Raw genomic sequence first — 25,829 nt, forward strand, 5'->3', positions numbered from 1 at the left:
TGATTAAATTGGAACATTATGATGGACCGGCATTTTATCGTAAATACTTTAATGGGAAAGTTCCCTTTAAGAGTAGCGATAAAAAAATCAATGATTTTCATAGAACAACAAAAAAATCAAATCAAGAAATTATCCGTAGTGACGATTCTAATGTTAAACAATCAGCCTATCAGTCTCGTTATCAACCAAAGTATCAGAGCGGATTTCAGTTGCGATTTAAAGATGATAAAAAGCACTATGTTGAGTCCCGAAATTCCTTAGTGGAAAGAACAAAAGAATTTACTCCGCGTTCCCGTAACCAAAATAGTAATTTCTATTCCGTTCATCAGTCAGTCGGAAAACCATATCAAGATGCAGCCGTTGAATTGGAGAAGAATGATGATGATTTTGTTCTTTATCTAAATCCTAAAGATCCAACTGCCGTTCCAGCTGATGATCTAGATTTATGGGAAAATGACGTTCAACCAATTGTTAAAGAAAATGTAAATAAGAATGAAAACATTGTGGATAACTCTAAGCCTGTGGATAACTCTGAAGATGATAAAGAATCTTCAGCCAGTAAACGTGAATTAGGCCACTCGCTCGCAGATATCTTTAAAGAGGAGAGTGGCTTAGCGGCTAATCTAGCTTTGTTTAGTGATGATAGAAGAGATAATGATGATCAAAACGCATCAGGTACGGTATCAAGTAATCCCACTTTAAGTGAATCGGATCCACAAGATAAGTTAAAAGAACCTGATGAAAGAAGCGATAACGAGAAGACGTCTTCTCCAATTGATAGTACTGATAAGCGTCAAGATGAGGAAAAAGCACTTCTTCAACCTGCTAACGAACTTACTGATTCAAAAAGTGAAACCACAACGAATCATAGGCATTTGGCCGACACTTCAAGCAATCAGGAGGGTCAGACTAATTATCAATTTCCTCGTCGTGACCTGCTTAATCCACCAATTTCGACTTCTGATGATGGTTTGAGTGAATGGATTGAAAAGCAAGTTAAAACACTTGATGATACATTAAGGGCGTTTGGGGTTCATGGTCACGTAGTCGATTGGACCGATGGACCGACCGTTACTCAATTTCAAGTTAAGTTGGAGCTTGGTGTTAAAGTAAGCAAAATCACTAACCTAACTGATGATTTAAAGATGGCCCTAGCAGCCAAAGATATTAGAATCGAGGCTCCAATTCCTGGTAAGTCGACGGTTGGAATCGAGATTCCTAATCCAAAGCCTAGACCAGTGATGCTTTCAGAGATTCTAGATTCAAATGAATTTGAATCTAGTCATTCACCGTTAGAAGTAGCATTAGGGATGAGTATTGGCGGCGCTTCTAAGACTGCCGATATTCAAAAAATGCCACATGCTTTGATTGCTGGTGCAACTGGATCTGGAAAGAGTGTGTTCATAAACAGTTTGCTTGTTTCATTGTTGTATCGCAATTCGCCCCGTGATTTAAGGATGATTTTAATTGATCCTAAGGCGGTTGAATTAGCGCCATATAATGGGATTCCACATTTGTTAACCCCGGTTGTTTCAGATCCGAAAGAGGCTTCTGCTGCTTTAAAATGGGTCACTGAGGAAATGGACAACCGTTATGAGCGATTAGCTGCTGCTGGGGTAAGAAACTTAACTCAGTATAATCAAGCGGCACATAAAAATGGCCGTGATGCGGATAAGTTGCCTCAAATCCTAGTTGTGATTGATGAACTTGCTGATCTAATGATGGTTGCATCAACAGAAGTCCAAGATTATATTGTTAGGATTACACAAAAAGCTCGGGCAGCTGGGATTCACTTGATTGTTGCTACTCAAAGACCGAGCGTTGATATTGTAACTGGGACCATTAAGAATAATATTCCAACACGAATTGCCTTTATGGTTTCAAGCCAGATTGATTCAAGAACAATCATTGATCAAAGCGGAGCTGAACGACTACTCGGTAAGGGAGATATGCTTTATCTGGGTAGTGGTGCCAGTCAACCTGTGCGACTTCAGAGTGCTTTTGTTACTAACCAAGAAGTTGAGCGAGTTTGTGATCAAGTTCGAAGTCAGGAAACACCAAAGTACGAGTTTCAGCCCAAATCATTGCTTAAAAGTGCAGAACAAGCTCAACAACATGATGACTTGTGGAAATCAGTTTTGAGTTATATCGCAGACGAAGATGGAATTTCAACTTCAAAATTGCAACGAGTGTTTTCCATTGGATACAATCGAGCTGCTAGTATTATTGATGATTTGGAGCAAAATAATTTTATTTCAGGTGAGCATGGCTCTAAACCGCGAGATGTTTATTTGACGAAAAATGAACTTGCTAAATTGAATATTTAAATTTTTAGATTTTCATTACTTTAATTGGTATTATTAAACCAGACAATAAAAAGGGGAATTCCAACTAAATGACTAACATAAATAAAGACACTACTTATTTTTTTGTAGGAATTAAGGGTACTGGGATGAGTGCGATGGCACTCATTCTCCATGATCGCGGTTGTAAGGTCATGGGTTCTGACATTGAAAAATATACCTTTACTCAGCAAGGATTAGAAAATGCTGGAATTAAGATTGAACCATTCAATCCTGATAATATTAAAAAGGGAATGACGATTATTAAAGGGAATTCTTTCCCTGATACGCATCCGGAGATTGAAAGAGCCGAAGAGTTAGGACTAAAAATTTATAGTTATCCTGATTTCTTGGAAGAATTAATTGAGGGGTACACGAGCATCGGAGTATGTGGTGCTCACGGAAAAACCAGTACCACTGGACTACTTTCTCACGTATTAGGCGGGATCGCACCAACTGATTATCTGATTGGTGATGGATCTGGGAAAGGAACCACTGATGCGCGTTTCTTTGTCTATGAGGCCGACGAGTATCGCCGCCATTTTCTGGCAACTTATCCGGATTATGCCATTATGACTAACATTGATTTTGATCATCCGGATTACTATACCGGAATTGAGGACGTTTTTGACGCCTTTCAAACCTTTGCGAACCAAGTTAAAAAGGCTATTTTTGCTTGGGGCGATGATCAGAATTTACGGAAGTTAAAAGCTTCAGTTCCAATTTATTACTATGGAACTAGTGATGATGACGATTTTCAGGCGGTGGATATTAAGCGAACAACTGCTGGATCGACTTTTCACGTTAAATATGACGGAAAGGACCTAGGGGAATTCAGTATTCCTTTGTATGGAGAACACAATGTCTTAAATTCTTTGGCGGTAATTGCCGTTGCATATTTTGAAGACGTTAATTTGGACGAAATCAGGCGTGAACTTCAAACTTTCAAGGGGGTTAAGCGTCGTTTTTCTCAAGTTAAAGTTGGCGATATGACAATTATTGATGATTACGCACATCATCCCTCTGAGATTAAGGCCACTTTAGATGCCGCTAGACAAGAATATCCCAATAAGGAGATCATTGCTGTTTTTCAGCCCCATACTTTTAGTCGAACGATTGCCTATCTTGATGACTTTGCTAAAACGTTAAGCAAAGCAGATAAGGTATACGTTACTAAAATTTATAGTTCTCCAAGAGAAAAGTCGGGACACGTTAAGAGCGAGGATTTGGTTAATAAAATTACCAAAGATGGTGGATTAATTGAGGAAGAAAACATGTCTCCACTGTTGCAATATCACGATGCCGTGGTAATATTTATGGGTGCTGGAGATATTCAAAAGTACGAAAGAGCCTATGAGGAATTGTTAAGTCATTTAAGTAAGAAGGTTAATTAAAGGAGAATAAAAATGAATAATTTTGATGGAGAAAGTGGTCGTCGGGTAGTTGGCGATAATGCTGGACTCAACGCGTTTTTTACCAAAGTATATGGGATTATGGGAATTGCGGTTTTAATTTCTGCTATTTCTGCGTATTTAAGTAGTGTTTTTATGCCAAACATCAGTAGTGGGGCCTCAGGATTAGTAATTTTAATCGTTTGGTTCATAATTTCCTTTGTGATTTCGGGATTTGCACAAAGTAATCCGACGTTAAGCTTTATCGGATTATTGGTTTTCTCGGTTTTAACAGGGCTTTCACTTAGTTACATTTTCATTGCCTTTAATCTTGGTACCATTGGAGCAGCGTTAGTATCCAGTGCTAGTATTTTCTTGGTAATGAGTGCGATTGGTTTCACTACTCACAGAGATTTAACCAAGTTAAGCACGCAATTGTTTGCAGCATTAATTGCTTTAATTATTGCGATGGTAATTAACTTATTCTTGAGAAATCCATGGATTGAGTTATTTATTTCAGCCGTTGGGATCATTATTTTTACTGCGTTGAGTGCTACTGATACACAAAACTTAAAGAAAATGTACATGCAGTACTCTGGTAACATTAATGTAAACGGACTTGCAATTTCTGGGGCACTTCAGTTGTATCTTGATTTTCTAAACCTATTTACATTTCTTCTTGAGGTCTTTGGTATTTTTGGAAATAATCGAGATTAATAAAAAAACATGGTCGATTGACCATGTTTTTTTTCGCAATTGAACTGATTATAAGTGTTAAAATAATAGTAATTAATTCTAAAGGAGAATTTTATGGCAGACAAGAAATTATTATTAATTGACGGAAATTCTTTAACGTATAAAGCATTCTTTGCGTTATTTACTTCCTTGGAACGTTTTACCAATGAAGACGGATTGCACACCAGTGCGATCTATGGTTTTAATCGAATGCTAGATGACATTTTAAAGGATGTTCAGCCAACGTCAGCTCTTGCCGCTTTTGATGCAGGTAAAACAACCTTTAGAACCAAAATGTACGAAGATTATAAAGCCGGACGGGCAAAAATGCCCAACGAATTACGTGAACAATTCCCGTTTGTAATGGATCTGCTCCATGATCGGGGAATTAAAACCTATGAATTGCAAGACTATGAAGCTGACGATATTATTGGGACGCTTTCAAGGAAAGCGGCTGATGACGGCTATCAAGTTACTATCATAACGGGAGACCGTGATCTTACCCAACTTTGTTCGGATAAAGTTACCGTTGCGATTTCAAAGAAGGGTGTGAGTGAAATTGAGAAATACACGCCAGACTTTGTAAAAGAGACGATGGGAATTACTCCTAGACAGATTATTGACGTAAAGGGTCTTCAGGGAGACAACTCGGATAACTATCCGGGTGTTGAAAAAGTTGGTCCAAAGACCGCGATCAAGTTAATTCAAAAATTTGATAGTATTGATAATCTTTATAATCATATCGATGAAGTTTCTGGTAAAAAATTGAAAGAGCATTTGATTAAGGATAAAGACCAGGCATTTTTGTCTAAAAAATTAGCCACCATTGACTGCAATGCTCCCCTCACAATTTCATTATCAGATTTAAAGTATGATGGTCCCGATAATGATAAGTTAGTTGATTTTTATAAGAAAATGAACATGAAATCCTTTTTAAAGGAAATGGAAGGATCAGAGAGTCAGTCGGCTGAGAAACTTCCAGATGTTAAATATACGATTTTAAATAAAGACAATTTAGCCGAGTTAGATCACTTGTCAGAAGATGTTGTCTTTAACATTGAAATGTTGGATGAAAATTACCATACTGCTCCATTTGTTGGTTTTGTTATTGGGGATAAGGATCATTGGTTTGTAAGTAAGGATATTGATCTTTTAGATGATCCGAAAATAAAAGGCATTTTAGAAAATCACGATATTAAAAAAAATGTTTTCGATGCTAAAGCGCAAATTGTGGCTGCCAATCGCGAACATATTCAGTTAAATAACGTTGATTTTGACATGTTATTAGCTTCATATTTACTGAATACCCTTGATAATAGTAATGATTTGGCTAAAGTGGCTAATCGGCACGGATATTATGGGGTTAAACCAGATAGTGAGGTTTATGGAACTGGAAAGAAAAAACAGCTGCCAGAAAATGATGAGACTTTTTTTGCTCACATTGTCAGGAAAGCATTGGCAATTAATGATTTAAAAGATAAAATGATTGATGATTTAAAGAAACACAATCAATTAGATTTGTACCGTAACATAGAAGTTCCATTGTCTTATGTGCTAAGTGCAATGGAGATTGAAGGAATTACGGTGGACGTAGATACCCTCGAAGCATTGAAGAGTAAATTTACTGAGCATTTATCAGAAATTGAGCAGTCGATTTATCACGAGGCTGGAGAAGAATTCAACATCGGGTCACCAAAGCAGTTAGGTGAAATCCTGTTTGATAAGTTGAAATTACCAGTTGTGAAAAAAACCAAAACAGGGTACTCTACGTCGGTTGATGTGTTAGAAAAAATTGCGGGTCTGAATCCGATTGTCGATAATGTCCTGGCGTACAGGCAACTGTCAAAATTGATTTCAACTTATATTGATGGAATCAAAAAAGACATTTATTCTCGTGATCATAAAGTTCATACCCGTTATCTACAGACCTTAACTCAAACTGGAAGATTGTCCTCGGTTGACCCAAACCTTCAAAATATTCCAGTTCGAACTGAAGAAGGTCGCAAAATTCGTGAAGCGTTTGTTCCTCGTCATAAGGGATGGCAACTATTTTCATCGGATTATTCTCAAGTTGAATTACGTGTCTTAGCTGCCATTTCTGGAGATAAGAACATGCAGGAAGCTTTTAAAAATGGGGAAGATATTCATGCAGCGACCGCACGACGGATATTTGAACTTCCAAGCAACGAGGATGTTACTCCCGAGTTGAGAAGACAAGCAAAAGCTGTCAATTTTGGGATTGTCTATGGAATTAGTGCTTATGGACTTGCTAAAAATACTGGCATATCACGAAAACGGGCTCAAGCATTTATTGATAAATATTTTAAGGAATATCCAGGGGTCAAAAAATACACCCAAGATAGCGTTAAGTTCGCCGAAGATCATGGGTATGCTGAAACCATCATGAAACGTCGTCGCTACCTGCCGGATATTAATTCTAAGCAATTTCAGAAGCGTTCGTTTGCCGAAAGAACGGCAATGAACTCACCCATTCAAGGGAGTGCTGCCGATATTGTTAAAGTTGCAATGATCAGAATGCAAAAAGAACTTAAGAAACACGGTTTAAAGGCCACGATGTTACTGCAAATTCATGATGAACTAATCTTTGAAGCACCAAAAGAAGAGATTCCAATTTTAGAAAAATTAGTTCCAAGTGTTATGGATTCTGCGGTTGATCTGGATGTACCGCTAAAAGTTGAAAGTCATTACGGACCAAATTGGTATGATATAAAAAAATAATGGGGTGTAGGAATGCCTGAGTTACCTGAAGTTGAAACGATAAGAAGAGGGTTAACCAATCTTGTACAGGGTAAAAAGATTGTTTCCGTGGATGCTTTGTATCCAAAAATGTTGAATTTACCAGTAAAAGAATTTGAAGATTTGTTAGCTGGTAAGGATATTTTACAAATTGATCGGAGGGGTAAATACCTCTTAATCCGGCTAAGTGACGATTATACTTTAGTTTCTCACTTACGAATGGAAGGTAAATATGATGTGGTACCTGAGGGTACTGAGAATCAAAAACATACTTACGTTGTTTTTCATTTAAGCGATGGTCGAAAGCTTCGTTACAATGACACAAGAAAATTTGGAAAGATGAATTTAGTTAAGGATTCTCAGGTTTATGATTTGTCAGGATTGAACAAAATTGGACCGGAGCCAACTGAGAATGATTTAACGTTTGATTATTTAAAGAAGCAACTGCATAAGTCTCACCGAAAAATTAAGGCATTTTTATTAGATCAATCTAACATTGCTGGGATTGGGAATATTTATGCTGATGAAAGTTTGTGGTTATCTAAGATTCATCCGGAACAGGCTACTAACTATTTAAGTGATCAGGAAATTGAAACTTTAAGGGAAAACATCATTAAAGAAATTCAGTTAGCCATCAAGGGTCATGGAACAACGGTGTTTACTTATAAAAATGCCTTTGGTGAAGAGGGCAGCTTTCAAAATCATCTTCATGTTTATGGTAAAAAAGGACAACCGTGTGAGCGTTGTGGAACTACTATTGAAAAAATCAAGGTTGCACAAAGAGGTACTAGTTTCTGTCCTCATTGTCAAAAAGTTCATGGTGATCTAAGTGAGTAAAGTTATTGGATTAACCGGTGGAATTGCAACCGGCAAATCGGCTGCAAGTGATTATTTAGTTACTTTAGGGGTTTCTACATTAGACCTAGATTCCATCACACATGAATTGGAACAAGATAATCGTGAGTTAATTCATCAAATTAGTGAGCAGTTTGGCAGTTTAGTGATTAAAAGTAACGGGCAAATTGATCGAGGTGTTTTGGGTAAGATTGTTTTTTCAAATCGTGATGGTATGAAAAAGTTAGTCCAAATTGTTAACCCATACCTTTTTCGTGAAGTTAATACTCGGCTAAACAAGTTACACGATCAACGTTTGGTGATTTTAAACGCTCCCACCCTTTTTGAAAATGGATTTCAGATTTTAACTGATGCTAATCTGATGGTTACGTGTGATCCAGTTGTTCAACTGCAACGGTTAGTTAGAAGAAATGATATTTCAATAAGTCGAGCTAGTAAAATGATTGGTGCTCAATGGGCACAACCAATAAAAGCACGACTGTCTGATTGGTGTATTGATAACTCTGGCACTTTCGATCAATTGAAGTCGTCGGTTAAAGATTGGTATGATTTAGTAATTGTTATGTAATTAGTGAAGGTGAAAAAATGCAATGTCCACGGTGTCATCATATCGGTTCAAAGGTTTTAGAAAGTCGTCGAGTCAAAGATGGTGAAAGTATTCGTCGAAGACGGGAATGTGAAGAATGTGGATTTCGGTTTACGACATTTGAAGTGATTGAATCAAGCCCCTTGTTAGTTGTAAAAAAGAACGGTGATCGAGAAGAATTCAATCGTTCTAAGATTTTGCGTGGAATTGTCAGATCATCTGAAAAGCGTCCAGTTTCGATGGAACAGATGAACCATATTGTTGATAAGGTTGAAAAAATAGCTTATGACGCTGATGATGGCAGCCATGAAGTGGCTAGCCAAACTATTGGTGAGGGTGTTATGAAAGGACTAAAAGAAGTTGACGAAATTGCTTATATTCGGTTTGCAAGTGTTTACCGCCAATTTAAGGATATGTCAGTCTTTTATAATAAACTCAAAGAATTAATGGATGATGAAGACGAAAATAATGAGGATAAGAATAAAGAATGATCAACGGAATTAATCCTAAAACTGATTTTAAAGTTTATCGATCACAGCCCATTAGTGATGTTGAACGTCATTATGTCGATTTGTTGTACATGCCAGTCATTGGTAAAAATGCATATGCCTTATACAATTGTTTATGGTTAATTGATGATGAGAAGCACGTTAATTTTGAATTAATGTCTGATCTTAGCATTGATGCCAAAGAACTAGATGATTCACTTATGAAACTTGAAGGATCGGGTTTGCTTAAGACGTATGTTGATCATTCTTTTGAAATCGACTTGTATGAGTATCAACTTTTACTGCCACTTAATCCTGACCAATTTTTTTGTGATAGTCTTTTGAGTCTGTTATTACTTGAAATGGTTGGTGAAGATCGCTATTTACAACTTTCAGATGAACTCTTACCAGAACATTTTGATTTTAGTGGGTTAGATGATCAAACTCGTAATTTCCTGCAAGTATTTTCAGTTAATAATGAGAAAGTAAATGACCAACCAAGTGTAATCAAGGCAGTTCAAGGCAAGGCTAATGTAAAAAAAGATTCCTTTGATGATAAGCTTTCAAATGATCAGTTTGACTTTAAGCTATTGATGAATATTTTGGATAAGTCCTTTGTCGAAAATGAAAGTGTTAAAAAGTATGAGACACTCTTTAGTAACACCAACCGATTATATGGAATTGGTGAACTTGAGATGGCACAATACATTGAGAAGGCCAGTAACTTGGTTAACAATCGTTTTGACCCTAAAAAGTTTAAGATATTAATTTCTAGACGAAATCAAATAAAGGCTCCAGCAGAAAATCAATCCAAGCAAAACCATGTCCATGAGGCAGACAAGTTACAAAGTAAGCTAACGGCCAAGGAACAGCAATTGGCCCAAATTGCTGATTCTTCCGCTCCAGTAGAATTTCTTGATTCTTTAAAGAGTGAAAAAGGTGGCTTTACTACTTCCGCTGAAGAAAGGATTCTATCTGAACTTATTAATCGCAACACTTTGAGTAATGGAGTGATCAATATCCTTGTTTATCACATCTTGATTGACGAGGGGAAACCTACCATTAATAAAAATTTAATTGACACCATTGCAAATGATTGGGCGCAAAGAAAAATTAATAGTGCATCGAAAGCGATTGACGACATTAAGCACCGTCAGGAACAGGTTACTGAAAGTAAAAACAATCGACAAAGAAGATACCGAAGGCGTACAAATGTCAAAGAAACATTGCCTGACTGGGCTAAGGAAAATAAAAGTCGGGGTAATGAAAAAATTTCGACTACTCAGCGAAAACGAATTGCTGAGAAATTAAATTCATTAAATAAAAAGTCTGGGGATGAGTAATCATGAAGAATGTTAGTGATGAGATGAGCCAATTGATGAAAAAGAAAAATTTGAATCATAATTACCAACAGTTAATGAATTCGGTTTATTCTGATCCAGACGTTAAACAATTTTTAAGTGACAATGAGAGTGAGTTAAGTGATGATGTTGTGAAACGGTCGGCATCAAAACTGTATGAATTTGTCAATGAAAAGAAAAAGTTGGAAGAGGGAAACGCTAACTTTGCTAAGGGATACCAACCAACCTTGGTTTTAAGTGACCATTTGATTGACGTTTCGTACGAACCTACGCAAGCGTTGTTAAACAAGCAGAAGCGAGAACAATTTGCGTCACGCATTAAGTCCATTTCAATGCCCAAAGAAATTAAATCGGCAAATTTAAGTGACTATGAACAGACAGCTGAACGAGCTCAAGCTTTGGAAGGAGCACTTGATTTTATTGGTTCATATGAAAATAATCCTCAGCATTTTCAGAAGGGGTTGTACCTATATGGTCCCTTTGGCGTAGGTAAAACTTATTTACTTGGAGCAATTGCCAATCGTTTGGCCTCTGACGGTTATAGTTCGGTTTTGATTCATTTTCCAAGTTTTGCCGTTGAAATTAAAAATGCAATTGGAAACAATCAAGTTGGCGGTAAGCTGGATGAAATTAAAACTGCTCCAATTTTGATGATTGACGATATTGGAGCAGACTCAATGTCATCTTGGATCAGAGACGACATTCTTGGGGTTGTTTTAGAGTATCGAATGCAAAATGAGCTTCCCACCTTTTTTAGTTCTAACTTTTCCATGGATCAATTGGAACAAGAGCATTTAAAGATTAATGCTCAGGGAGATGTGGAACCACTTAAAGCTAAGCGATTGATGGAACGAATTAAATTTTTAGCAAAGCCCATTGAACTTGATGGTAGGAATCGCAGGAATAAATAATGATTATTCTTGACATGTAACAGGTCGTTGTTTAGACTGTTAATTGTTAAGGACATGAGTGATTACGAATTTCACAGAGAGGATAGGTTTTCTGGAAACTATCTGTTTGGAGTAACTTACTTACCACCTTTATTAAATGACATTAATAAATAGGTTTTAAACGAGATGTCCAAATAAATGGACGAATTTGGGTGGAACCGCGCTAATGGCGTCCCTAGTATTGATTTACTAGGGACTTTTTTTATGAAAGGAATGAGTAAAATGGCTAAATTATCATTTGAGTTTCCAGATGGTAACAAGAAAGAATTTGATTCGGGGGTTACTGCAGCAGATATTGCCAAGTCAATTTCAGTTAGTCTAGCCAAAAAGGCAGTTGCGGCTAAGATTGATGGAAAAGTTGTTGATTTGATGCAACCACTAAAAGATGGTGGCAAGATTGACATCATTACTTCCGGTTCTGATGAGAGTCTTAAAATCCTACGACAGGGTGCTGCTCAGTTACTGGAAACGGCGGTCAAAGAAAAGTATCATGATATTCGCATTGGTGAAATTGCCGCTGATGAAGATGGTTTCTTTGTTGATACTGACAAGGAAGATCGTCAAGTTAGTTCAGATGAACTAGATGAATTAGCTGATAAAATGAAAAAGATCATCAAAAATAACGCTATCGTCGAAAGGGTTTATCTAAGTAAGGAGGACGCTTTAAAAGAAGTTGATGGTGATCCTTATCAAGCACAACTAATTGCCAATATTGATTCTGATAATATTCTTTTTTACAGTATCGATGGGGTTAAAACGCTAGCTCAAGGGGTAGTAGCTCCAAGTTTGAAAGACCTAAAACACTTTAAGCTCTTGTCTGTTGCTGGTGCTTATTGGGAAGGTAAGTCATCCAATCCAATGCTTCAAAGAATTTATGGCACGGCCTTCTTTAAAGCTGATGACCTAGATGAAGATTTGAAGAAGCGTAAAGAGGCTAAAGAACGTGACCATCGTGTTATTGGGAATAACCTTGACTTATTCTTTGTCGATCCAAAGGTTGGAGCTGGTCTTCCTTACTGGATGCCAAAGGGTGCAACGATTCGTCGTACAATTGAGCGTTATATCACTGATAAAGAGATTGCTCATGGTTACCAACATGTTTATACCCCAGTATTAGCTAATTTGGATTTGTATAAGCAATCTGGTCACTGGGATCACTATCGAGACGACATGTTTCCACCAATGAAGATGGATGATGACGAAATGTTGGAATTACGTCCAATGAACTGTCCATCTCATATTCAGATTTACAATCATCATATTCGTTCTTATAAAGAGCTTCCTCTACGAATTGCTGAACTAGGAATGATGCATCGATACGAAAAGTCTGGTGCACTTAGTGGTCTTCAACGAGTTCGTGAAATGACTTTAAATGATGGTCATACGTTTGTTGCACCCGATCAAATTCAAGAAGAATTCAAAAAAATCTTGAATTTGATGATGGAAGTTTATCATGATTTTGACATTAATAACTATACGTTCAGATTAAGTTATCGTGATCCCAAGAATACCGAAAAGTACTTTGACGATGATGAAATGTGGAACAAAGCGCAAACGATGTTAAAGGGCGCTATGGATGACTTGGGCCTTGATTACGTTGAAGCCGAGGGTGAAGCTGCATTTTACGGTCCTAAGCTTGATGTTCAAACTAAGACGGCTCTAGGAAATGAAGAGACGTTATCTACCATTCAACTTGACTTTATGTTACCGGAACGATTTGATCTTCATTATGTTGGTGAAGATGGTAAGGAACACCGTCCGGTTATGATTCATAGAGGAATTGTTTCTACCATGGAACGATTTACTGCTTACTTAATTGAAATGTATAAAGGTGCTTTTCCGACATGGCTTGCACCCGATCAAATTCAAATCATCCCGGTTAGTGATGAAAAACACGGAGATTACGCACGTAAATTAAACGAAAAGTTTCGTGCGTTAAACTTACGTTCCAATGTCGACGAACGTGGTGAAAAGATGGGATACTTGATTCGTGACGCACAAACCAAGAAGATTCCATATACGTTAGTTGTTGGTGATGATGAAATTAAGAATAATACCGTTTCTGTTCGTAAGTATGGTGAAGATGACAGTCGCGATATGTTAATTGATGACTTTATTTCAGAAGTTCTTCATGATATTGCTACTTATTCACGTAACGATGAAGAAGAGTCCAAGCCAGTTGACAAAATTAAATAAAGTTGGTACTATTATGTAGTCAAAAGCAGAAGCTTCCCGCTTCTCGCCTGAGTGATTTTGATCGCTGGGCATTCTACGAATGAAAGTCCTAATGTTTTTAGGTGTAGCGGGTGCTCTGTAGCATCCGCTATTTTTCTGCTTAAAATTACCTGGAGGTGAATTACCATAGCAAGAGATAAGATGGTTAACGAGGGTATCCATGCTCGCGAGTTGAGATTAATCGGTGCTAATGGAGATCAATTAGGAATCAAATCTACTAAAGAAGCTTTGTCAATTGCTGAAGAAGCTAATTTGGATTTAGTTGTTGTTGCTCCCAAAGCAAAACCACCCGTAGCCAAGATTATTGATTACGGGAAATATCGTTTTGATCGCCAAAAGAAAGAGCGTGAAGCTCGAAAGCGTCAAAAAACTGTTAGTGTTAAAGAAATTAGGTTAAGTCCGACAATTGATAGTAATGACTTCAATACCAAGCTTAAAAATGCCAAGAAATTTTTGACTAAGGGCGAACGTGTTCGAGTTTCTATTAGATTTAAGGGACGTGCTATTACCCATAAAAGTATTGGAAGAGACGTCTTAAACAAAATGGCGGAAGCTACTTCTGACGTTGCTGATGTTACTCAACGAGCAAAAATGGATGGCCGAAGTATGTTCTTAATGCTTGCACCAAGTAAGAATGAAAAGAAATAACTCATTTAATTGGGTTATGAATCGATGAGGAGGAATATAATATGCCAAAATTGAAATCAAATCGTGCTGCCGCAAAGCGTTTTAGAAAAACTGCTAATGGTGGTTTAAAGAGTGGTCATGCCTACACTAGTCACCGTTTTCACGGTAAAACTAAGAAACAACGTAGACATTTACGTGGAACACGTATGATGGCTAAGTCAAACTTGAAGACTTACAAAGAATTACTACAAAAATAAGCGAATAATATAGTTTGTATAGGGGGATTTTAATATGCCACGAGTAAAAGGTGGAACTACCACACGTAATCGTCGTAAGCGTGTTCTTAAATTAGCTAAGGGATACCGCGGTGCTAAGCATCGTTTATTCAAAACTGCTAAAGATCAAGTAATGAAGTCACAGGAATATGCCTTTCGTGACCGTCGTGCCAATAAAGGTAATTTCAGAAAGATTTGGATTGCAAGAATTAACGCAGCCACTAGAAATAATGGATTGAGTTACAGTAAATTCATGCATGGTTTGAAACTTGCTAACATCGATATGAACAGAAAAATGTTAGCTGACTTAGCAGTTAACGATGCTGATGCCTTTTCTGCATTAGCGGAAAAAGCCAAAGCAGCATTAAAATAAGCCTAAAAAACTTTCACCGCTCTTGTTTGGTGGAAGTTTTTTTATCGGATTGGGATGCTCCCAATCTATACATAAATGATTTAAAATAGAAACATCAATTCTTATTTACAGAGAGGTCTATATGCTATCATTATTCAAACCGACTTGGATGGTTAACAATATTTATCAAATTTCCCCAGAAAAACTTGAAAGTTACGGGATTAATGTAATTCTGACCGATTTAGATAATACCCTAATTCCGTGGAATAATCCTGAGGGAACCGTAGAACTGCACGATTGGCTCAAAAGAGTTCGAGATCATGGAATCAGGGTGATTGTGGTTTCAAATAATAATCGGGAAAGACTAGAGAAAGCTCTTACTAGTCTTGAGTTACCATTTATTGCCCGGGCTTTAAAACCACTTACTTTTGGGATTTTAAGGGCTCTTAAAACGTATCGTTTAAAACGAAGCCAAGTGGTAATGGTGGGAGATCAAATTTTAACGGATATATGGGCCGCTAATAATACTCGAATTAGAAGTATTTTGGTAAAGCCATTGGTTACTTCAGATGCGTGGAACACACGGATTAATCGTTTCTTTGAAACGTTTGTATATGCACAATTGATGCGAAAGTACAGTGATTTAAAGTGGAAGGATGATATTGATTAATGGATAATGATGAAAATAATGAGCCCTTATATTGCATTGGGTGTGGGGCACAAATTCAAGATACCGATCCGAAACAGGCTGGTTACACGCCTAAATCAGCAATCAAGAAGGGAATTGATTCTGGAAAATTATACTGTCAGCGTTGTTTTAAGCTTCGTCATTATAATCAAATTGAACCAATCAGCATCTCAAATGACGAGTTTGTAAAGTTATTGAGTGAAATTAGCGACACTGATTCGTTAGTAGTATACGTCGTGGATGTATTTGATGTAGATGGAAGTATGATTCCTGGGATTCAGCGCTTTGTTGGTAACAATCCGATTATTTTAGTTGGTAACAAATTAGACTTGTTGCCATCGTCGTTCAACCAGAACAAAGTTAAAGATTGGTTACGTCAAATGGCAAATAAGAATGGAATTAGACCTATTGATATTGAATTAGTATCTGCCAAGACGAATCAATCAGTCGACGATCTGTTAAAAGCCATTTCAAAAAATCAGAAGGGCCGAGATGTCTATGTGGTTGGAGTAACTAACGTTGGCAAATCTACCTTAATTAATCAAATTATCCAACAAAGCACTGGTGAGAAGCAGGTTATTACTACCTCTAAGTTTCCTGGTACTACCCTCGATTTGATCAAAATACCGTTGGAAGATGGAAAAGAGTTGATCGATACACCTGGTGTTGTTCATGAAGATCAGATGGCTCACTATTTAAGTTCTAAAGACTTGAAGTATGTTTCACCGCAAAAACGGATTAAACCCAGGACTTATCAGTTGGATCCAGGGCAGACGTTATTCTTAGGTGCAATTGGCCGGTTTGATTTTATCTCGGGGGAACGTCATGGCTTTACCGTTTATGCTGACAATAATCTGATGATTCATCGAACCAAATTAACAAATGCTGATGAATTTTTTGAGAAACATGCCGGTGAATTATTGACCCCACCAACTGGTAAGGACAACGTCGTTGAGTTAAAACGACATGAATTTAAAATTACTGACAGAAGTGATTTAGTGATTGAAGGACTGGGATGGATTACCGTTCCGAAAGGTTCCACGGTTGCTGGATATGCTCCTAAGGGTGTGTCAGTGTTAGTTAGAAAAGCAATGTTTTAGGAGTATTTAATAATGAATTTAAAGGGAAAACAAAAACGATTTTTAAGAGCAAAAGCGAATCATATGCGGCCCATTTTCTCAGTTGGAAAGAATGGGTTAGATGAGACTTGGATGAATGAAGTTAAAAATGCTGTTGATCACCGTGAATTAATTAAAATTAATCTTCAACAATCTGCCGATGTGGATGTGAGTGACGTTAAACAATTTATTGAGAATAACTCGGACATCCAAGTTGTCCAAACGATTGGTAAGACACTTTTATTGTTTAAGGAATCAAGTAAGGACAATTATCGTAAATTATCGATTGAAGTGGCAAATTTGTAGGAGATTGATTGATGCGCAAAAAGGTTGGAATTTTAGGTGGAACTTTTAACCCCATTCACTATGGTCATTTAATTATGGCTGAACAAGCTTTAACCCAATTAAACCTCGATTTAGTTCTATTTATGCCCGATTATTTGCCACCACATGTTGATTATAAGTCCGCAATTGATGCTTCTGATCGGGTTAACATGATTAATTTAGCCATTAGGGATAACGCTAATTTTAAAATTGAAATGATTGAAGTAAATCGCAAGGGGAAAAGTTATAGCTATGATACGATTAAGGAATTAACTAAAATTCATCCCGATGTTGATTATTACTTTATCATTGGTGGCGATATGGTCGAATATCTGCCAAAATGGTATCGAATTGATGATCTTATTAAAATGGTTAAATTTGTTGGCGTTAATCGTCCGGGTAATTCTGAGTCTTCTAAGTACCCAGTAAGTTTTGTTGACTCACCTGAGATAGCTATTTCATCGTCTTTAATTAGATCACATCTTGAAAAGGGTGAAAGTGTCAGATATTTGTTGCCAGATGCGGTGTTACGGTACATTAAGGAGCATGATTTATATGGATAAAGAGAAAATTAATTATCAAAAATATTCTAAGTATGATCGTGATCAAATTGTTGCCAAACTAAAAGCGACGTTAAAAGAGAAAAGGTTTCAACATTGCTTGCGAGTTGAAGAGACCGCCATTACCTTAGCACGAGAGTTTAATGTGGACGAAACTTTAGCTGGACTTAGTGGTCTGGTTCATGATTATGCCAAACAACGGCCGGATTCGGAATTTATTGACATTATTAAGTCCCATCATTTGAATCCAGAACTACTTAATTATGGAAATGCTATTTGGCATGGCTACGTGGGTTATCTGATTGTGGAATCAGAACTTGGGATTCATGATAGTCGAATTCTAAACGCGATTAAATATCATACGATCGCATCGCCTGACATGGACAAAGTTGCACAGATTACTTATATGGCTGACTACATTGAGCCGGCCCGTGATTTTGATGGGGTTGAAAAAGCTCGTAAGATTACCAATCAAAATTTATGGGATGGTGTTAAATATCAAACTAAAAGTACCATTTCATATTTGGCAAGCAACGGAAAGGCAATTTATCCCGGTGCGATTACAGCTTTTAATGTAATTGTTGCTGGTAAAAAGTAGGGGATTATATGGATAATAATAAGATTTTACAAAATATTGTTGAAACTGCTGATAGTAAACGCGCCCACGATATTGTGGTTTTAGACATTGAAGAATTGTCGTTGGTCGGTCGTTATTTTGTCATTATGGATGCTCCTAGTGTTCGTCAGGTGAAGGCAATCGCAAATGATATTATTGATCGATTGAGTGAGGAGCACGTTGAAGTTTTACGGGTCGAAGGGCTAAATACAGGATCTTGGGTATTAATTGACCTCGGTGATATTATTATTCACGTCTTTAAGAGTGAACAACGTTCCTTTTACAACTTAGAGAAGCTTTGGTCTGACGCTCCTGATCTTGATATAACTGATTGGGTCAGTGAAGACTGATATGATTTATTCTGAGTTTGCGTCATTTTATGATAAATTATTTGACAATCATCTATATCGAAAGTGGTATGAGTTTGTAGCTGATAACGTCCCTAAAGAAAAGCATATTTTAGATTTAGCCTGTGGGACTGGTCGTCTTTTGGTTACTTTAAAAAAAGCAGGTTATGTCGTATCTGGAGCTGATTTATCGGATGATATGCTGGCCATCGCAAATGATCATTTAAATGAAAGCCATGTGTTTGACGTGGCGTTAATTAATGCCAATATGCTAGACCTGGATGGTGTACCCAATTATGGTGCCATTACGTGTTTTGACGATTCGATTTGTTATTTAGAAAATATTGAGCAAGTTAAAACAATGTTTGCTCAGGTTAAAGGACATCTTGTTAAGAATGGTAAATTCTTATTTGATGTGATCACCCCTTATCAGACCGATGTTGTTTATCCAGGCTATATGTTTAACACCAACGATGGTGACCATGCTTTTATGTGGAATACCTTTGTTGGTGATTTTCCTCATTCAGTGGAACATGATCTATCTTTTTTTGATTACAATCGGAATATTAACGGTTTTGATGAATATAATGAAACCCATAAAGAACGAACCTATCCCTTGGTAAAATACACTCAGGCACTGAATGAAGTCGGATTTAATAACGTTAAGGTGACGAGTAACTTTGGAAAAGATAAGGTTAAAGATGATACTACCCGTTGGTTCTTTGTATGTAGTGAGGAATAATCCAAATGAAAGCTGTTGGAATAATAACCGAATATGATCCTTTCCATAATGGTCATCTGTATCAATTACAGGAAGCTAAAAGACGAACTGAAGCGGATGTAACGGTAATATTTATGAGTGGTAATTGGACTCAGAGAGGCGAGCCAGCTATCTATGATAAATGGATCCGCACTCAGATGGCTTTAGATAACGGAGTTGATTTAGTAATTGAACTTTCAATATCGGATGCGGTTCAACCTGCCAGTATTTTTGCAGAGCGGTCGATGAAACTTGTAGAAGCTTTGGGCTGTTCATACTTATCGTTTGGTAGTGAGCACAGTGACTGGAATTTTACGAAGTTGGCATCTATTGACGTTCATCCGTCTGATAATTTTCATAATTATAATTTTTCCTATCCAAAATTATTTCAACGAACAATTAAAGAACAGAGTGGAATTGATTTAATTAAGCCAAATGATACACTTGCGTATTGGTATGCAAAGGCCAATCAGAAGTTGGGTTCCCCTTTAAAGCTAGTTCCGGTTAAGCGGTACAGTAGTGAGCATAATAGTGGAGAGTTGAGTGGAAAAATTGCGAGTGGCAAAGCTATTCGCGCTTCAATTAAATCACAGGATCGTCGTTACCAAAAGTTTATTCCCAATTCTTCTGTCGTCCTAGACAACGAAAAACCAGTTTTCTGGTCAGACTTTTGGCCCTTTTTACGTTATGAATTGACTCAGAGTTCGATAGCTGATTTAAATCAAATTTATCAGATGACTGAGGGATTAGAGAATCGTCTAAAGCAAATGGCGGTTAAAGACACAACCTATCAGGCGTTTATTAAAGATGTTAAGACAAAACGGTATACCTACACTAGGATTCAAAGACTGCTGGTCTATACGTTATTTAAAATAAAGAAAACACAAATGACTAGTTATAATCCGGTTGTCCGAGTTTTGGGAATGAACGATACCGGGAAAAGTTATCTGAATCAAGTTAAAAAAGCAATCCCATATCCGATCGTTGATCGAATTGGAAAAGAAGAATTTAATAATACGTTGGAACTAGAATGCCGTTCTGGAATTCTTTATGGAATGATCAATGGTCGAATGCAAGATAAATTTACTTATCCCATTGTTATATAGAAGACCGTGCTATCAAGGATAGGACCTTGACAATGAATTTTATGGTATGTATAATTAGTCGTGTTGCATTGGAGGTTAAATTATGAAGTGGTCATTTGAAAAACTACTAGGATATAAGAAAGAACCGTTTACAACCCATGAGACAGTGGATTTAAAAGACGATTTAATGAATCGATATCCGAAAAGTATTCTTGATGCCACTTCCTTTGACGTTGATGTATCTGCCACTCCTGACAACGGAGATGTGATTATAGATGCTCACGTCAAAGGTAGTGTAACAGTTCCTTCTTCACGATCGTTAACTCCAGTTAAGTTACCCATGGATTTTAATATTAGTGAGATTTATGTGTTAACTGAAACTGCGTTAAACCGATATGATAATGAAGAAGTAGTGTTAGTTGTTGGTGATGACTTGATGATTGATTTTGATAAAGCAGTTGTCGATAACATAATTGTCAACATTCCGATGCAAGTTCTTTCACCAGAAGAGCAGAAGGGTAAAGCAATGCCTGAAGGAAATGACTGGGAAGTTATTTCTGAAGATGATTTTAATCGACAGGTGGAAGAAGATAAAAATGTTGATCCACGTCTTGCAAAATTAAAGGATTTCAAACCTTCAGACGATGACAAGACTTAAAAATTCACTAGTGGAAATCAAATTAAGAGGAGGTTGTGAATAATGGCTGTACCAAAGAGAAAAACTTCTAAAGCAAGAAGAAACATGCGTCGTTCGCATGACAGTTTATCAGTTCCTGGCATGAGCCCATGTCCTAACTGTGGCGAACTACGTAAGTCACATTTTGTATGTCCTAACTGTGGTTACTATGACGGTAAAGAAGTAGTTGCCAAAAAGGGTTAATTTAAAATAAAGAACTTCAAAAACACCATGGGTTTTTGAAGTTCTTTTTTGTATTAAAAAACCGACAATTTAATTGTCGGTTTTATTTACTCGTTATGATTATGATGCTGTTGTTTGCCCGCATTACGTTTTCGGTTGTTTTCGTGTTCAATCTCAGTCTCGGATTCTCCGGATTTAGAAACTGTATTTTTGGAGCTGTTTGTTGAACTTGGTTCGGCTCCTGTCTTAATCTCTTCTTCTAATTCCTTTGGAATGACAACTTTGGGAGGATTCTTTTTGGCTTTTTCATTAATTTGTTTTCTAATTCGTGGACGGGACAAATTGATGATAAAGGTCTGAACGCAGGCAAATAATCCACCAATAAAGAAGTAAATTCCTAATCCAGCTGGTGATGAAAGGGTAACAAATAGAATCATGATCGGACTAATTAACATCATAATCGCCATTTGTTTTTTCTGTTCTTTAGGGATCCCAACGGTTGAAAGATATCCCTGAAGTGCATAAGCCAGAAATGACAAGACGGCTAATAAGATGCTGGATTGACCTAGTTTAATTCCCATAAAGACGGTATGAGAAACTTCAGGTGAGTAACGAATAGCTGCATACAGAGCAGCAAACACTGGTAACTGGATCAATAATGGCAAGCATCCAATCCCACCTGTCATACTGATTCCGTTGTCTTTATAGAGTTGCATCATCTGCTGATTTAAGGCAACCTGCTGTTCTTTGGTCGTTGCTTTTTTTAGGAGTTGTTGAATCTTGGTCATTTGTGGTTTAACCAAATTCATTTTTTCCTGTTGAATAGTAGATTTTTTCATCTGACTAATCATCATTGGTAAAAGCAAGGTTCTAACAATTACGGTAATTGCAATTAAAGCCCATCCATAGCCACCAACGTATTGTGCTAGCCAATCCATAACGTGTTGCCCGGGAACGGCTAAATAATGATAAACGAATCCAAAGGGACGTCCCTTTGAATCGGTTCTTACACATCCAGTTAAAAAAATGCCAACCATGGCAATAAAACCGAATAAACCTAGTTTCTTAATTTTTTTCATTTAGTTAACTCCTAACTTTTAAGTAACATGTTACATACTAACCTAATAAGAATATTTCAGCAATTTCAAGTTAGATTTTAATTGAAAATGAATTTGGAACTTTTGGAAGTTTAATTGACTGTGTTTTAATGTTTTGGATCTTAGCAAAACTATTAGGTGCAGTTTTAATTGAATGAATAAAATCGTCTAACTCCGATTTAGTCCCATTTGCGATGATTAAAACGGTTCCGTTGGGCATGTTTTGGACACTTCCAGTAATCGAATATTGATCTGCGATTTTTTTAGTACTATATCGAAATCCAACGCCTTGGACAAGTCCTGAAACGATTATTTTGACTGACTGATTGTTTGACAAAATGATTCTCCTTAAAAGCGTTTACCGTAACTGTGATATTATAAGAACAACAATATCAATTCTAATTCATTTTAAGGGGAATATAAATGGAAAGAATTAATTCTAAACAAAACCAAACCATTAAAGATATTAAAAAGTTACATACCAGTAAAGGAAGAAAAAAGAGCGGGGAATATTTAATTGAAAGTTGGCATCTGGTATCCGAGGCAATGAATTATCTTAAAGCAGATCAGTTGGTAACCATCTTAGCAACCGAAGATCAATATTTGGCTCATGGAGATGACCTTTCTGGTGAAAATATCATTGTTATATCAGATGAAGTTGCTACTGAATTAAGTGATACTTCGACAACTCAAGGAATTTTTGCCGTGTGTAAGATTGAAGAACCAAAGATTGATGTTGCTAAAGTTAGCGGAGCTTGGCTTCTGCTTGATAACGTTCAAGATCCCGGTAATATCGGAACGATGGTAAGGACAGCGGATGCCGCAGGTTTTTCTGGAGTGATCTTTGGTGACGGAACTTCTAGTGAATATAACGGGAAGGTTTTACGTGCCATGCAGGGAAGTCAGTTTCATCTTCCGATTATTAAAATGAATCTAGAACATGCCGTTGAGATGTTTAAGAAGCTAAAAATTAAGGTATATGGGACAGAGCTTAATTCCAGTGCCATTAACTATCGAGATGTCCCTTCTAAAAATGATTTCGCTTTAATTATGGGTAATGAGGGGAATGGAATGAGCTCTGGCTTACTAAAATTAACTGATGATAATTTGTATATTCCCATTGAGGGGAAGGCTGAATCTTTAAATGTAGCAATTGCGGCTGCTGTTATCATGTTTCGAATCAAAAATTAAATTGTTTCTTAAAGTGAGTTCTTATGATTGAATGGAACTTATCTAATTGGGTAGAATTAACTTAGAGACGGATTGGAGTAATGTAGTATGGAAACAGAATCGTGGAAAGATGACCCTGAATATGTTTCAATCATTTCTGATTTGTTAGAAAGTCCGCAAATTCAAAAATTAGGTGATTACACCCAACATCACCATTCGACTAGATTGAAGCATTCAATTGCAGTGTCTTATGAGAGTTATAAAATTGCTAAAAAGATGAATTTAGATTATCGAGCGGCTGCCCGTGGCGGATTATTGCATGATCTATTCTATTATGATTGGCGAACTACTAAGTTTGATTTAGGTTCACATGCATATATTCATCCACGTGTTGCCCTAAGAAACGCCAAAAAGATCACTGATATCACTCCGAAGGAACAAGATATTATTCTAAAACATATGTGGGGGTTAACCCTTGCAAGACCCAAGTACATGGAAAGTGTGATTGTTTCACTTGTTGATGATTATTCGGCAGTTGATGAATTTTTCTCACCGATGAAGAAAAAAGTTAAAGGATTATTAAAAAGATAAGTTAGGAGGATATGAGAATGGATTTAACTGATAAAGAAATCATTCATTTGTGTCCTAAATTTCAAGTGGCGTTTCAAATTCTAGGGAAAAAATGGAACGGTTTAATCATTGAATCATTTTTATTAGCCGGACCACTTCGATTTCGCGAATTAGCCAATAAAGTTGAGGAATGTAGTGATCGTGTATTGACCGAACGCTTAAAAGAGTTGGCTAAAGTGGGAATCGTAAAAAGACAAGCTGATAAGAACTCTGGAGTGGTTTATTATCAGTTAACTTCTAAGGGTGAAGAGCTTCGTCCGATTATGAAGGCGGTTCATGGATGGTCTGACAAGTGGTGTGATCCTGATCATGCTTGACCAGTGATAAAAATTGCTATAATATTTATTTAAATACAATGATAAAAGAAGTAGTAGACCGACGAACACAGAGAGTTCATGTTAGCTGAAATTGGACGTTACGGTTGAATTCGCTTTTTGATGTTAGCATTGAATATTAAAATGTTCGGTCGATGTCGTTATTCATCATTATAAGTGCGCACTTTGGTGTGAATTTGGGTGGTAACGCGATGCTTCGTCCCTTTTTTGGGATGGAGCTTTTTTTATGGAATTGGAGGTTAGTATGGCTTTAAAAGAAGATTTAGAACAAATTAAATCCAGTGGGTTGCAGGATATTGAGGCTATTAGTGATAGTAAAGCTTTAAATGATTTAAAGGTGAAACTTTTAGGAAAAAAGGGCTCAATTACTAAAGCCCTTCATGGAATATCATCACTTCCAGTCGAAGAAAGACCGAAGATTGGTAGCTTGGCGAATAAAGTTAGAGACGAACTTTCAAAAAAGATTGATTCCAAAAGATTGGAATTAGATCAAGTCGCTCTAAACCAAAAGTTAAAGGATGAAAAGATTGATGTCACCCTGCCAGGTGACTCGGTTCCAAAGGGGCATCCTCATGTTATCCAACAAATTATTGATGAAATTGATGATATTTTTATTGGAATGGGCTACCAGGTTCTTTCGGGTCCTGAAGTAGAAGAGGAAGTTTATAATTTTGAAATGATGAATCTGCCGAAGAACCATCCCGCAAGAGACATGCAGGATACTTTTTATATTACCAAGGATATTTTAATGAGAACTCATACCTCACCGATGCAGGCACGAGCACTTCAAAAACATGATTTTTCTAAAGGCCCCTTAAAGATGGTTTCCCCGGGCGTAGTTTATAGACGTGATACTGATGATCCAACTCATTCTCACCAATTTCATCAGGTAGAGGGAATTGTGATTGATAAGCACATTACGATGGCCGATTTAAAGGGAACTCTTGAGGTAATGACACACAAATTGTTTGGGGATAAATTTAAAGTCCGTCTCAGACCAAGTTACTTTCCGTTTACCGAGCCATCAGTTGAAGCAGACATTACCTGTTTTAATTGTAATGGAAGGGGTTGCGATGTATGTAAAAATACTGGTTGGATTGAGGTCCTTGGGGCAGGAATGGTTCATCCTAACGTTTTAAAAATGGCTGGAGTAGACAGTAGTGTATATGGTGGATTTGCCTTTGGGGTGGGTCCCGACCGATTTGCCATGCTGAAATACGGAGTAGACGATATTCGAGACTTTTATCTTAATGATCTACGTTTCTTGTCACAATTTGATTAAGGGA

General features: G+C 37.0%; 29 protein-coding genes and 1 other annotated feature. Of the genes, 27 read left to right on the forward strand and 2 right to left on the reverse strand.

What is annotated here, in order from left to right:
• Positions 1 to 8: 8 nt before the first annotated feature.
• From AC6UDF_RS02275 to rpmF, 23 genes are all read left to right on the forward strand, one after another.
• Positions 9 to 2,327, forward strand: a complete 2,319-nt coding sequence (locus AC6UDF_RS02275) for a DNA translocase FtsK (protein ID WP_500693656.1) — start codon at positions 9 to 11, stop codon at positions 2,325 to 2,327.
• Positions 2,328 to 2,404: 77 nt separating this feature from the next.
• On the forward strand, positions 2,405 to 3,736 hold the full coding sequence (murC, locus tag AC6UDF_RS02280) for a UDP-N-acetylmuramate--L-alanine ligase (RefSeq protein ID WP_500693956.1): 1,332 nt from the start codon (positions 2,405 to 2,407) through the stop codon (positions 3,734 to 3,736).
• A 12-nt stretch (positions 3,737 to 3,748) separates the two neighbouring features.
• Positions 3,749 to 4,450 (forward strand): Bax inhibitor-1/YccA family protein, encoded by a 702-nt coding sequence (locus AC6UDF_RS02285; protein ID WP_500693657.1) that lies wholly within the window; start codon positions 3,749 to 3,751, stop codon positions 4,448 to 4,450.
• Between the two features lie 93 nt (positions 4,451 to 4,543).
• On the forward strand, positions 4,544 to 7,207 hold the full coding sequence (polA, locus tag AC6UDF_RS02290; RefSeq protein WP_500693658.1) for a DNA polymerase I: 2,664 nt from the start codon (positions 4,544 to 4,546) through the stop codon (positions 7,205 to 7,207).
• A 12-nt stretch (positions 7,208 to 7,219) separates the two neighbouring features.
• The gene (gene mutM / locus AC6UDF_RS02295) at positions 7,220 to 8,062 is read left to right on the forward strand and encodes a DNA-formamidopyrimidine glycosylase (protein WP_500693659.1); all 843 of its coding nucleotides are present in this window, start codon (positions 7,220 to 7,222) and stop codon (positions 8,060 to 8,062) included.
• Complete coding sequence (gene coaE / locus AC6UDF_RS02300; protein WP_500693660.1) at positions 8,055 to 8,648, forward strand: dephospho-CoA kinase; 594 nt, start codon at positions 8,055 to 8,057, stop codon at positions 8,646 to 8,648. Before mutM ends, coaE begins: the two co-directional genes overlap by 8 nt.
• Positions 8,649 to 8,665: 17 nt before the next feature.
• On the forward strand, positions 8,666 to 9,157 hold the full coding sequence (nrdR, locus tag AC6UDF_RS02305) for a transcriptional regulator NrdR (protein ID WP_500693661.1): 492 nt from the start codon (positions 8,666 to 8,668) through the stop codon (positions 9,155 to 9,157).
• Positions 9,154 to 10,497, forward strand: coding sequence for a DnaD domain protein (locus AC6UDF_RS02310; RefSeq protein WP_500693662.1), 1,344 nt, complete (start codon positions 9,154 to 9,156; stop codon positions 10,495 to 10,497). Before nrdR ends, AC6UDF_RS02310 begins: the two co-directional genes overlap by 4 nt.
• 2 nt (positions 10,498 to 10,499) lie before the next feature.
• The gene (gene dnaI / locus AC6UDF_RS02315) at positions 10,500 to 11,426 is read left to right on the forward strand and encodes a primosomal protein DnaI (protein ID WP_500693663.1); all 927 of its coding nucleotides are present in this window, start codon (positions 10,500 to 10,502) and stop codon (positions 11,424 to 11,426) included.
• A 261-nt stretch (positions 11,427 to 11,687) separates the two neighbouring features.
• On the forward strand, positions 11,688 to 13,661 hold the full coding sequence (thrS, locus tag AC6UDF_RS02320; protein WP_500693957.1) for a threonine--tRNA ligase: 1,974 nt from the start codon (positions 11,688 to 11,690) through the stop codon (positions 13,659 to 13,661).
• A gap of 17 nt (positions 13,662 to 13,678) precedes the next feature.
• Positions 13,679 to 13,803: a sequence feature (ribosomal protein L20 leader region), on the forward strand.
• Between the two features lie 38 nt (positions 13,804 to 13,841).
• The gene (gene infC, locus AC6UDF_RS02325) at positions 13,842 to 14,348 is read left to right on the forward strand and encodes a translation initiation factor IF-3 (RefSeq protein WP_500693664.1); all 507 of its coding nucleotides are present in this window, start codon (positions 13,842 to 13,844) and stop codon (positions 14,346 to 14,348) included.
• Between the two features lie 41 nt (positions 14,349 to 14,389).
• Entirely contained in the window at positions 14,390 to 14,584 is a 195-nt protein-coding gene (rpmI, locus tag AC6UDF_RS02330; protein WP_010021583.1) for a 50S ribosomal protein L35, read from the forward strand.
• A gap of 34 nt (positions 14,585 to 14,618) precedes the next feature.
• Positions 14,619 to 14,975, forward strand: coding sequence for a 50S ribosomal protein L20 (rplT, locus tag AC6UDF_RS02335; RefSeq protein ID WP_010021582.1), 357 nt, complete (start codon positions 14,619 to 14,621; stop codon positions 14,973 to 14,975).
• A gap of 103 nt (positions 14,976 to 15,078) precedes the next feature.
• Entirely contained in the window at positions 15,079 to 15,624 is a 546-nt protein-coding gene (locus tag AC6UDF_RS02340; protein WP_500693958.1) for a YqeG family HAD IIIA-type phosphatase, read from the forward strand.
• On the forward strand, positions 15,624 to 16,742 hold the full coding sequence (yqeH, locus tag AC6UDF_RS02345) for a ribosome biogenesis GTPase YqeH (RefSeq protein WP_500693665.1): 1,119 nt from the start codon (positions 15,624 to 15,626) through the stop codon (positions 16,740 to 16,742). Before AC6UDF_RS02340 ends, yqeH begins: the two co-directional genes overlap by 1 nt.
• Before the next feature lie 12 nt (positions 16,743 to 16,754).
• Positions 16,755 to 17,066, forward strand: coding sequence for a ribosome assembly RNA-binding protein YhbY (yhbY, locus tag AC6UDF_RS02350; RefSeq protein ID WP_500695713.1), 312 nt, complete (start codon positions 16,755 to 16,757; stop codon positions 17,064 to 17,066).
• A gap of 11 nt (positions 17,067 to 17,077) precedes the next feature.
• Positions 17,078 to 17,647: a nicotinate-nucleotide adenylyltransferase gene (locus tag AC6UDF_RS02355; protein ID WP_500693667.1), complete on the forward strand. Its 570-nt coding sequence runs from the start codon at positions 17,078 to 17,080 to the stop codon at positions 17,645 to 17,647.
• On the forward strand, positions 17,640 to 18,242 hold the full coding sequence (gene yqeK / locus AC6UDF_RS02360; protein WP_500693668.1) for a bis(5'-nucleosyl)-tetraphosphatase (symmetrical) YqeK: 603 nt from the start codon (positions 17,640 to 17,642) through the stop codon (positions 18,240 to 18,242). The genes AC6UDF_RS02355 and yqeK overlap by 8 nt, the downstream gene beginning before the upstream one ends.
• A gap of 8 nt (positions 18,243 to 18,250) precedes the next feature.
• Positions 18,251 to 18,610: a ribosome silencing factor gene (gene rsfS, locus AC6UDF_RS02365; protein WP_500693669.1), complete on the forward strand. Its 360-nt coding sequence runs from the start codon at positions 18,251 to 18,253 to the stop codon at positions 18,608 to 18,610.
• A gap of 1 nt (position 18,611) precedes the next feature.
• Entirely contained in the window at positions 18,612 to 19,349 is a 738-nt protein-coding gene (locus tag AC6UDF_RS02370; protein ID WP_500693959.1) for a class I SAM-dependent DNA methyltransferase, read from the forward strand.
• 5 nt (positions 19,350 to 19,354) lie between these two features.
• Positions 19,355 to 20,473, forward strand: coding sequence for a nucleotidyltransferase (locus tag AC6UDF_RS02375; RefSeq protein ID WP_500693670.1), 1,119 nt, complete (start codon positions 19,355 to 19,357; stop codon positions 20,471 to 20,473).
• An 82-nt stretch (positions 20,474 to 20,555) separates the two neighbouring features.
• A complete protein-coding gene (locus AC6UDF_RS02380) occupies positions 20,556 to 21,110 on the forward strand; it encodes a YceD family protein (RefSeq protein ID WP_500693671.1) in 555 nt (184 codons plus the stop codon).
• A 42-nt stretch (positions 21,111 to 21,152) separates the two neighbouring features.
• Positions 21,153 to 21,332 carry a 50S ribosomal protein L32 gene (gene rpmF, locus AC6UDF_RS02385; protein ID WP_010021570.1) on the forward strand — a complete coding sequence of 60 codons (180 nt, stop codon included), beginning with the start codon at positions 21,153 to 21,155 and terminating at the stop codon, positions 21,330 to 21,332.
• 86 nt (positions 21,333 to 21,418) lie between these two features.
• Here the strand turns inward: rpmF and yidC are convergent, their stop codons facing one another.
• Complete coding sequence (gene yidC / locus AC6UDF_RS02390) at positions 21,419 to 22,390, reverse strand: membrane protein insertase YidC (RefSeq protein WP_500723789.1); 972 nt, start codon at positions 22,388 to 22,390, stop codon at positions 21,419 to 21,421.
• 70 nt (positions 22,391 to 22,460) lie between these two features.
• Positions 22,461 to 22,745, reverse strand: coding sequence for an acylphosphatase (locus AC6UDF_RS02395; protein ID WP_500693673.1), 285 nt, complete (start codon positions 22,743 to 22,745; stop codon positions 22,461 to 22,463).
• An 86-nt stretch (positions 22,746 to 22,831) separates the two neighbouring features.
• On the opposite strand from AC6UDF_RS02395, the gene AC6UDF_RS02400 reads away from it, so the two are divergent.
• The 4 genes from AC6UDF_RS02400 to pheS all read left to right on the forward strand — a co-directional run bounded on the left by AC6UDF_RS02400 (position 22,832) and on the right by pheS (position 25,825).
• Positions 22,832 to 23,599: a TrmH family RNA methyltransferase gene (locus AC6UDF_RS02400; RefSeq protein ID WP_500693674.1), complete on the forward strand. Its 768-nt coding sequence runs from the start codon at positions 22,832 to 22,834 to the stop codon at positions 23,597 to 23,599.
• Positions 23,600 to 23,686: 87 nt separating this feature from the next.
• Positions 23,687 to 24,169, forward strand: a complete 483-nt coding sequence (locus AC6UDF_RS02405) for an HDIG domain-containing metalloprotein (RefSeq protein ID WP_500693675.1) — start codon at positions 23,687 to 23,689, stop codon at positions 24,167 to 24,169.
• A gap of 17 nt (positions 24,170 to 24,186) precedes the next feature.
• Entirely contained in the window at positions 24,187 to 24,525 is a 339-nt protein-coding gene (locus AC6UDF_RS02410) for a winged helix-turn-helix transcriptional regulator (protein ID WP_500693676.1), read from the forward strand.
• Positions 24,526 to 24,787: 262 nt separating this feature from the next.
• On the forward strand, positions 24,788 to 25,825 hold the full coding sequence (gene pheS, locus AC6UDF_RS02415; protein WP_500693677.1) for a phenylalanine--tRNA ligase subunit alpha: 1,038 nt from the start codon (positions 24,788 to 24,790) through the stop codon (positions 25,823 to 25,825).
• The last annotated feature ends 4 nt before the right edge of the window (positions 25,826 to 25,829 follow it).

Source organism: Fructilactobacillus sp. X2R6C1 (genome assembly GCF_059901295.1).

Coding starts and splice junctions, on each gene's coding strand:
- AC6UDF_RS02285 (WP_500693657.1), top strand. CDS start 3,749: ATGAATAATTTTGATGGAGAAAGTGGTCGTCGGGTAGTTGGCGATAAT.
- polA (WP_500693658.1), top strand. CDS start 4,544: ATGGCAGACAAGAAATTATTATTAATTGACGGAAATTCTTTAACGTAT.
- mutM (WP_500693659.1), top strand. CDS start 7,220: ATGCCTGAGTTACCTGAAGTTGAAACGATAAGAAGAGGGTTAACCAAT.
- nrdR (WP_500693661.1), top strand. CDS start 8,666: ATGCAATGTCCACGGTGTCATCATATCGGTTCAAAGGTTTTAGAAAGT.
- AC6UDF_RS02310 (WP_500693662.1), top strand. CDS start 9,154: ATGATCAACGGAATTAATCCTAAAACTGATTTTAAAGTTTATCGATCA.
- dnaI (WP_500693663.1), top strand. CDS start 10,500: ATGAAGAATGTTAGTGATGAGATGAGCCAATTGATGAAAAAGAAAAAT.
- thrS (WP_500693957.1), top strand. CDS start 11,688: ATGGCTAAATTATCATTTGAGTTTCCAGATGGTAACAAGAAAGAATTT.
- infC (WP_500693664.1), top strand. CDS start 13,842: ATGGTTAACGAGGGTATCCATGCTCGCGAGTTGAGATTAATCGGTGCT.
- rpmI (WP_010021583.1), top strand. CDS start 14,390: ATGCCAAAATTGAAATCAAATCGTGCTGCCGCAAAGCGTTTTAGAAAA.
- rplT (WP_010021582.1), top strand. CDS start 14,619: ATGCCACGAGTAAAAGGTGGAACTACCACACGTAATCGTCGTAAGCGT.
- yqeH (WP_500693665.1), top strand. CDS start 15,624: ATGGATAATGATGAAAATAATGAGCCCTTATATTGCATTGGGTGTGGG.
- yhbY (WP_500695713.1), top strand. CDS start 16,755: ATGAATTTAAAGGGAAAACAAAAACGATTTTTAAGAGCAAAAGCGAAT.
- AC6UDF_RS02355 (WP_500693667.1), top strand. CDS start 17,078: ATGCGCAAAAAGGTTGGAATTTTAGGTGGAACTTTTAACCCCATTCAC.
- yqeK (WP_500693668.1), top strand. CDS start 17,640: ATGGATAAAGAGAAAATTAATTATCAAAAATATTCTAAGTATGATCGT.
- rsfS (WP_500693669.1), top strand. CDS start 18,251: ATGGATAATAATAAGATTTTACAAAATATTGTTGAAACTGCTGATAGT.
- AC6UDF_RS02370 (WP_500693959.1), top strand. CDS start 18,612: ATGATTTATTCTGAGTTTGCGTCATTTTATGATAAATTATTTGACAAT.
- AC6UDF_RS02375 (WP_500693670.1), top strand. CDS start 19,355: ATGAAAGCTGTTGGAATAATAACCGAATATGATCCTTTCCATAATGGT.
- AC6UDF_RS02380 (WP_500693671.1), top strand. CDS start 20,556: ATGAAGTGGTCATTTGAAAAACTACTAGGATATAAGAAAGAACCGTTT.
- rpmF (WP_010021570.1), top strand. CDS start 21,153: ATGGCTGTACCAAAGAGAAAAACTTCTAAAGCAAGAAGAAACATGCGT.
- yidC (WP_500723789.1), bottom strand. CDS start 22,390: ATGAAAAAAATTAAGAAACTAGGTTTATTCGGTTTTATTGCCATGGTT.
- AC6UDF_RS02400 (WP_500693674.1), top strand. CDS start 22,832: ATGGAAAGAATTAATTCTAAACAAAACCAAACCATTAAAGATATTAAA.
- AC6UDF_RS02405 (WP_500693675.1), top strand. CDS start 23,687: ATGGAAACAGAATCGTGGAAAGATGACCCTGAATATGTTTCAATCATT.
- AC6UDF_RS02410 (WP_500693676.1), top strand. CDS start 24,187: ATGGATTTAACTGATAAAGAAATCATTCATTTGTGTCCTAAATTTCAA.
- pheS (WP_500693677.1), top strand. CDS start 24,788: ATGGCTTTAAAAGAAGATTTAGAACAAATTAAATCCAGTGGGTTGCAG.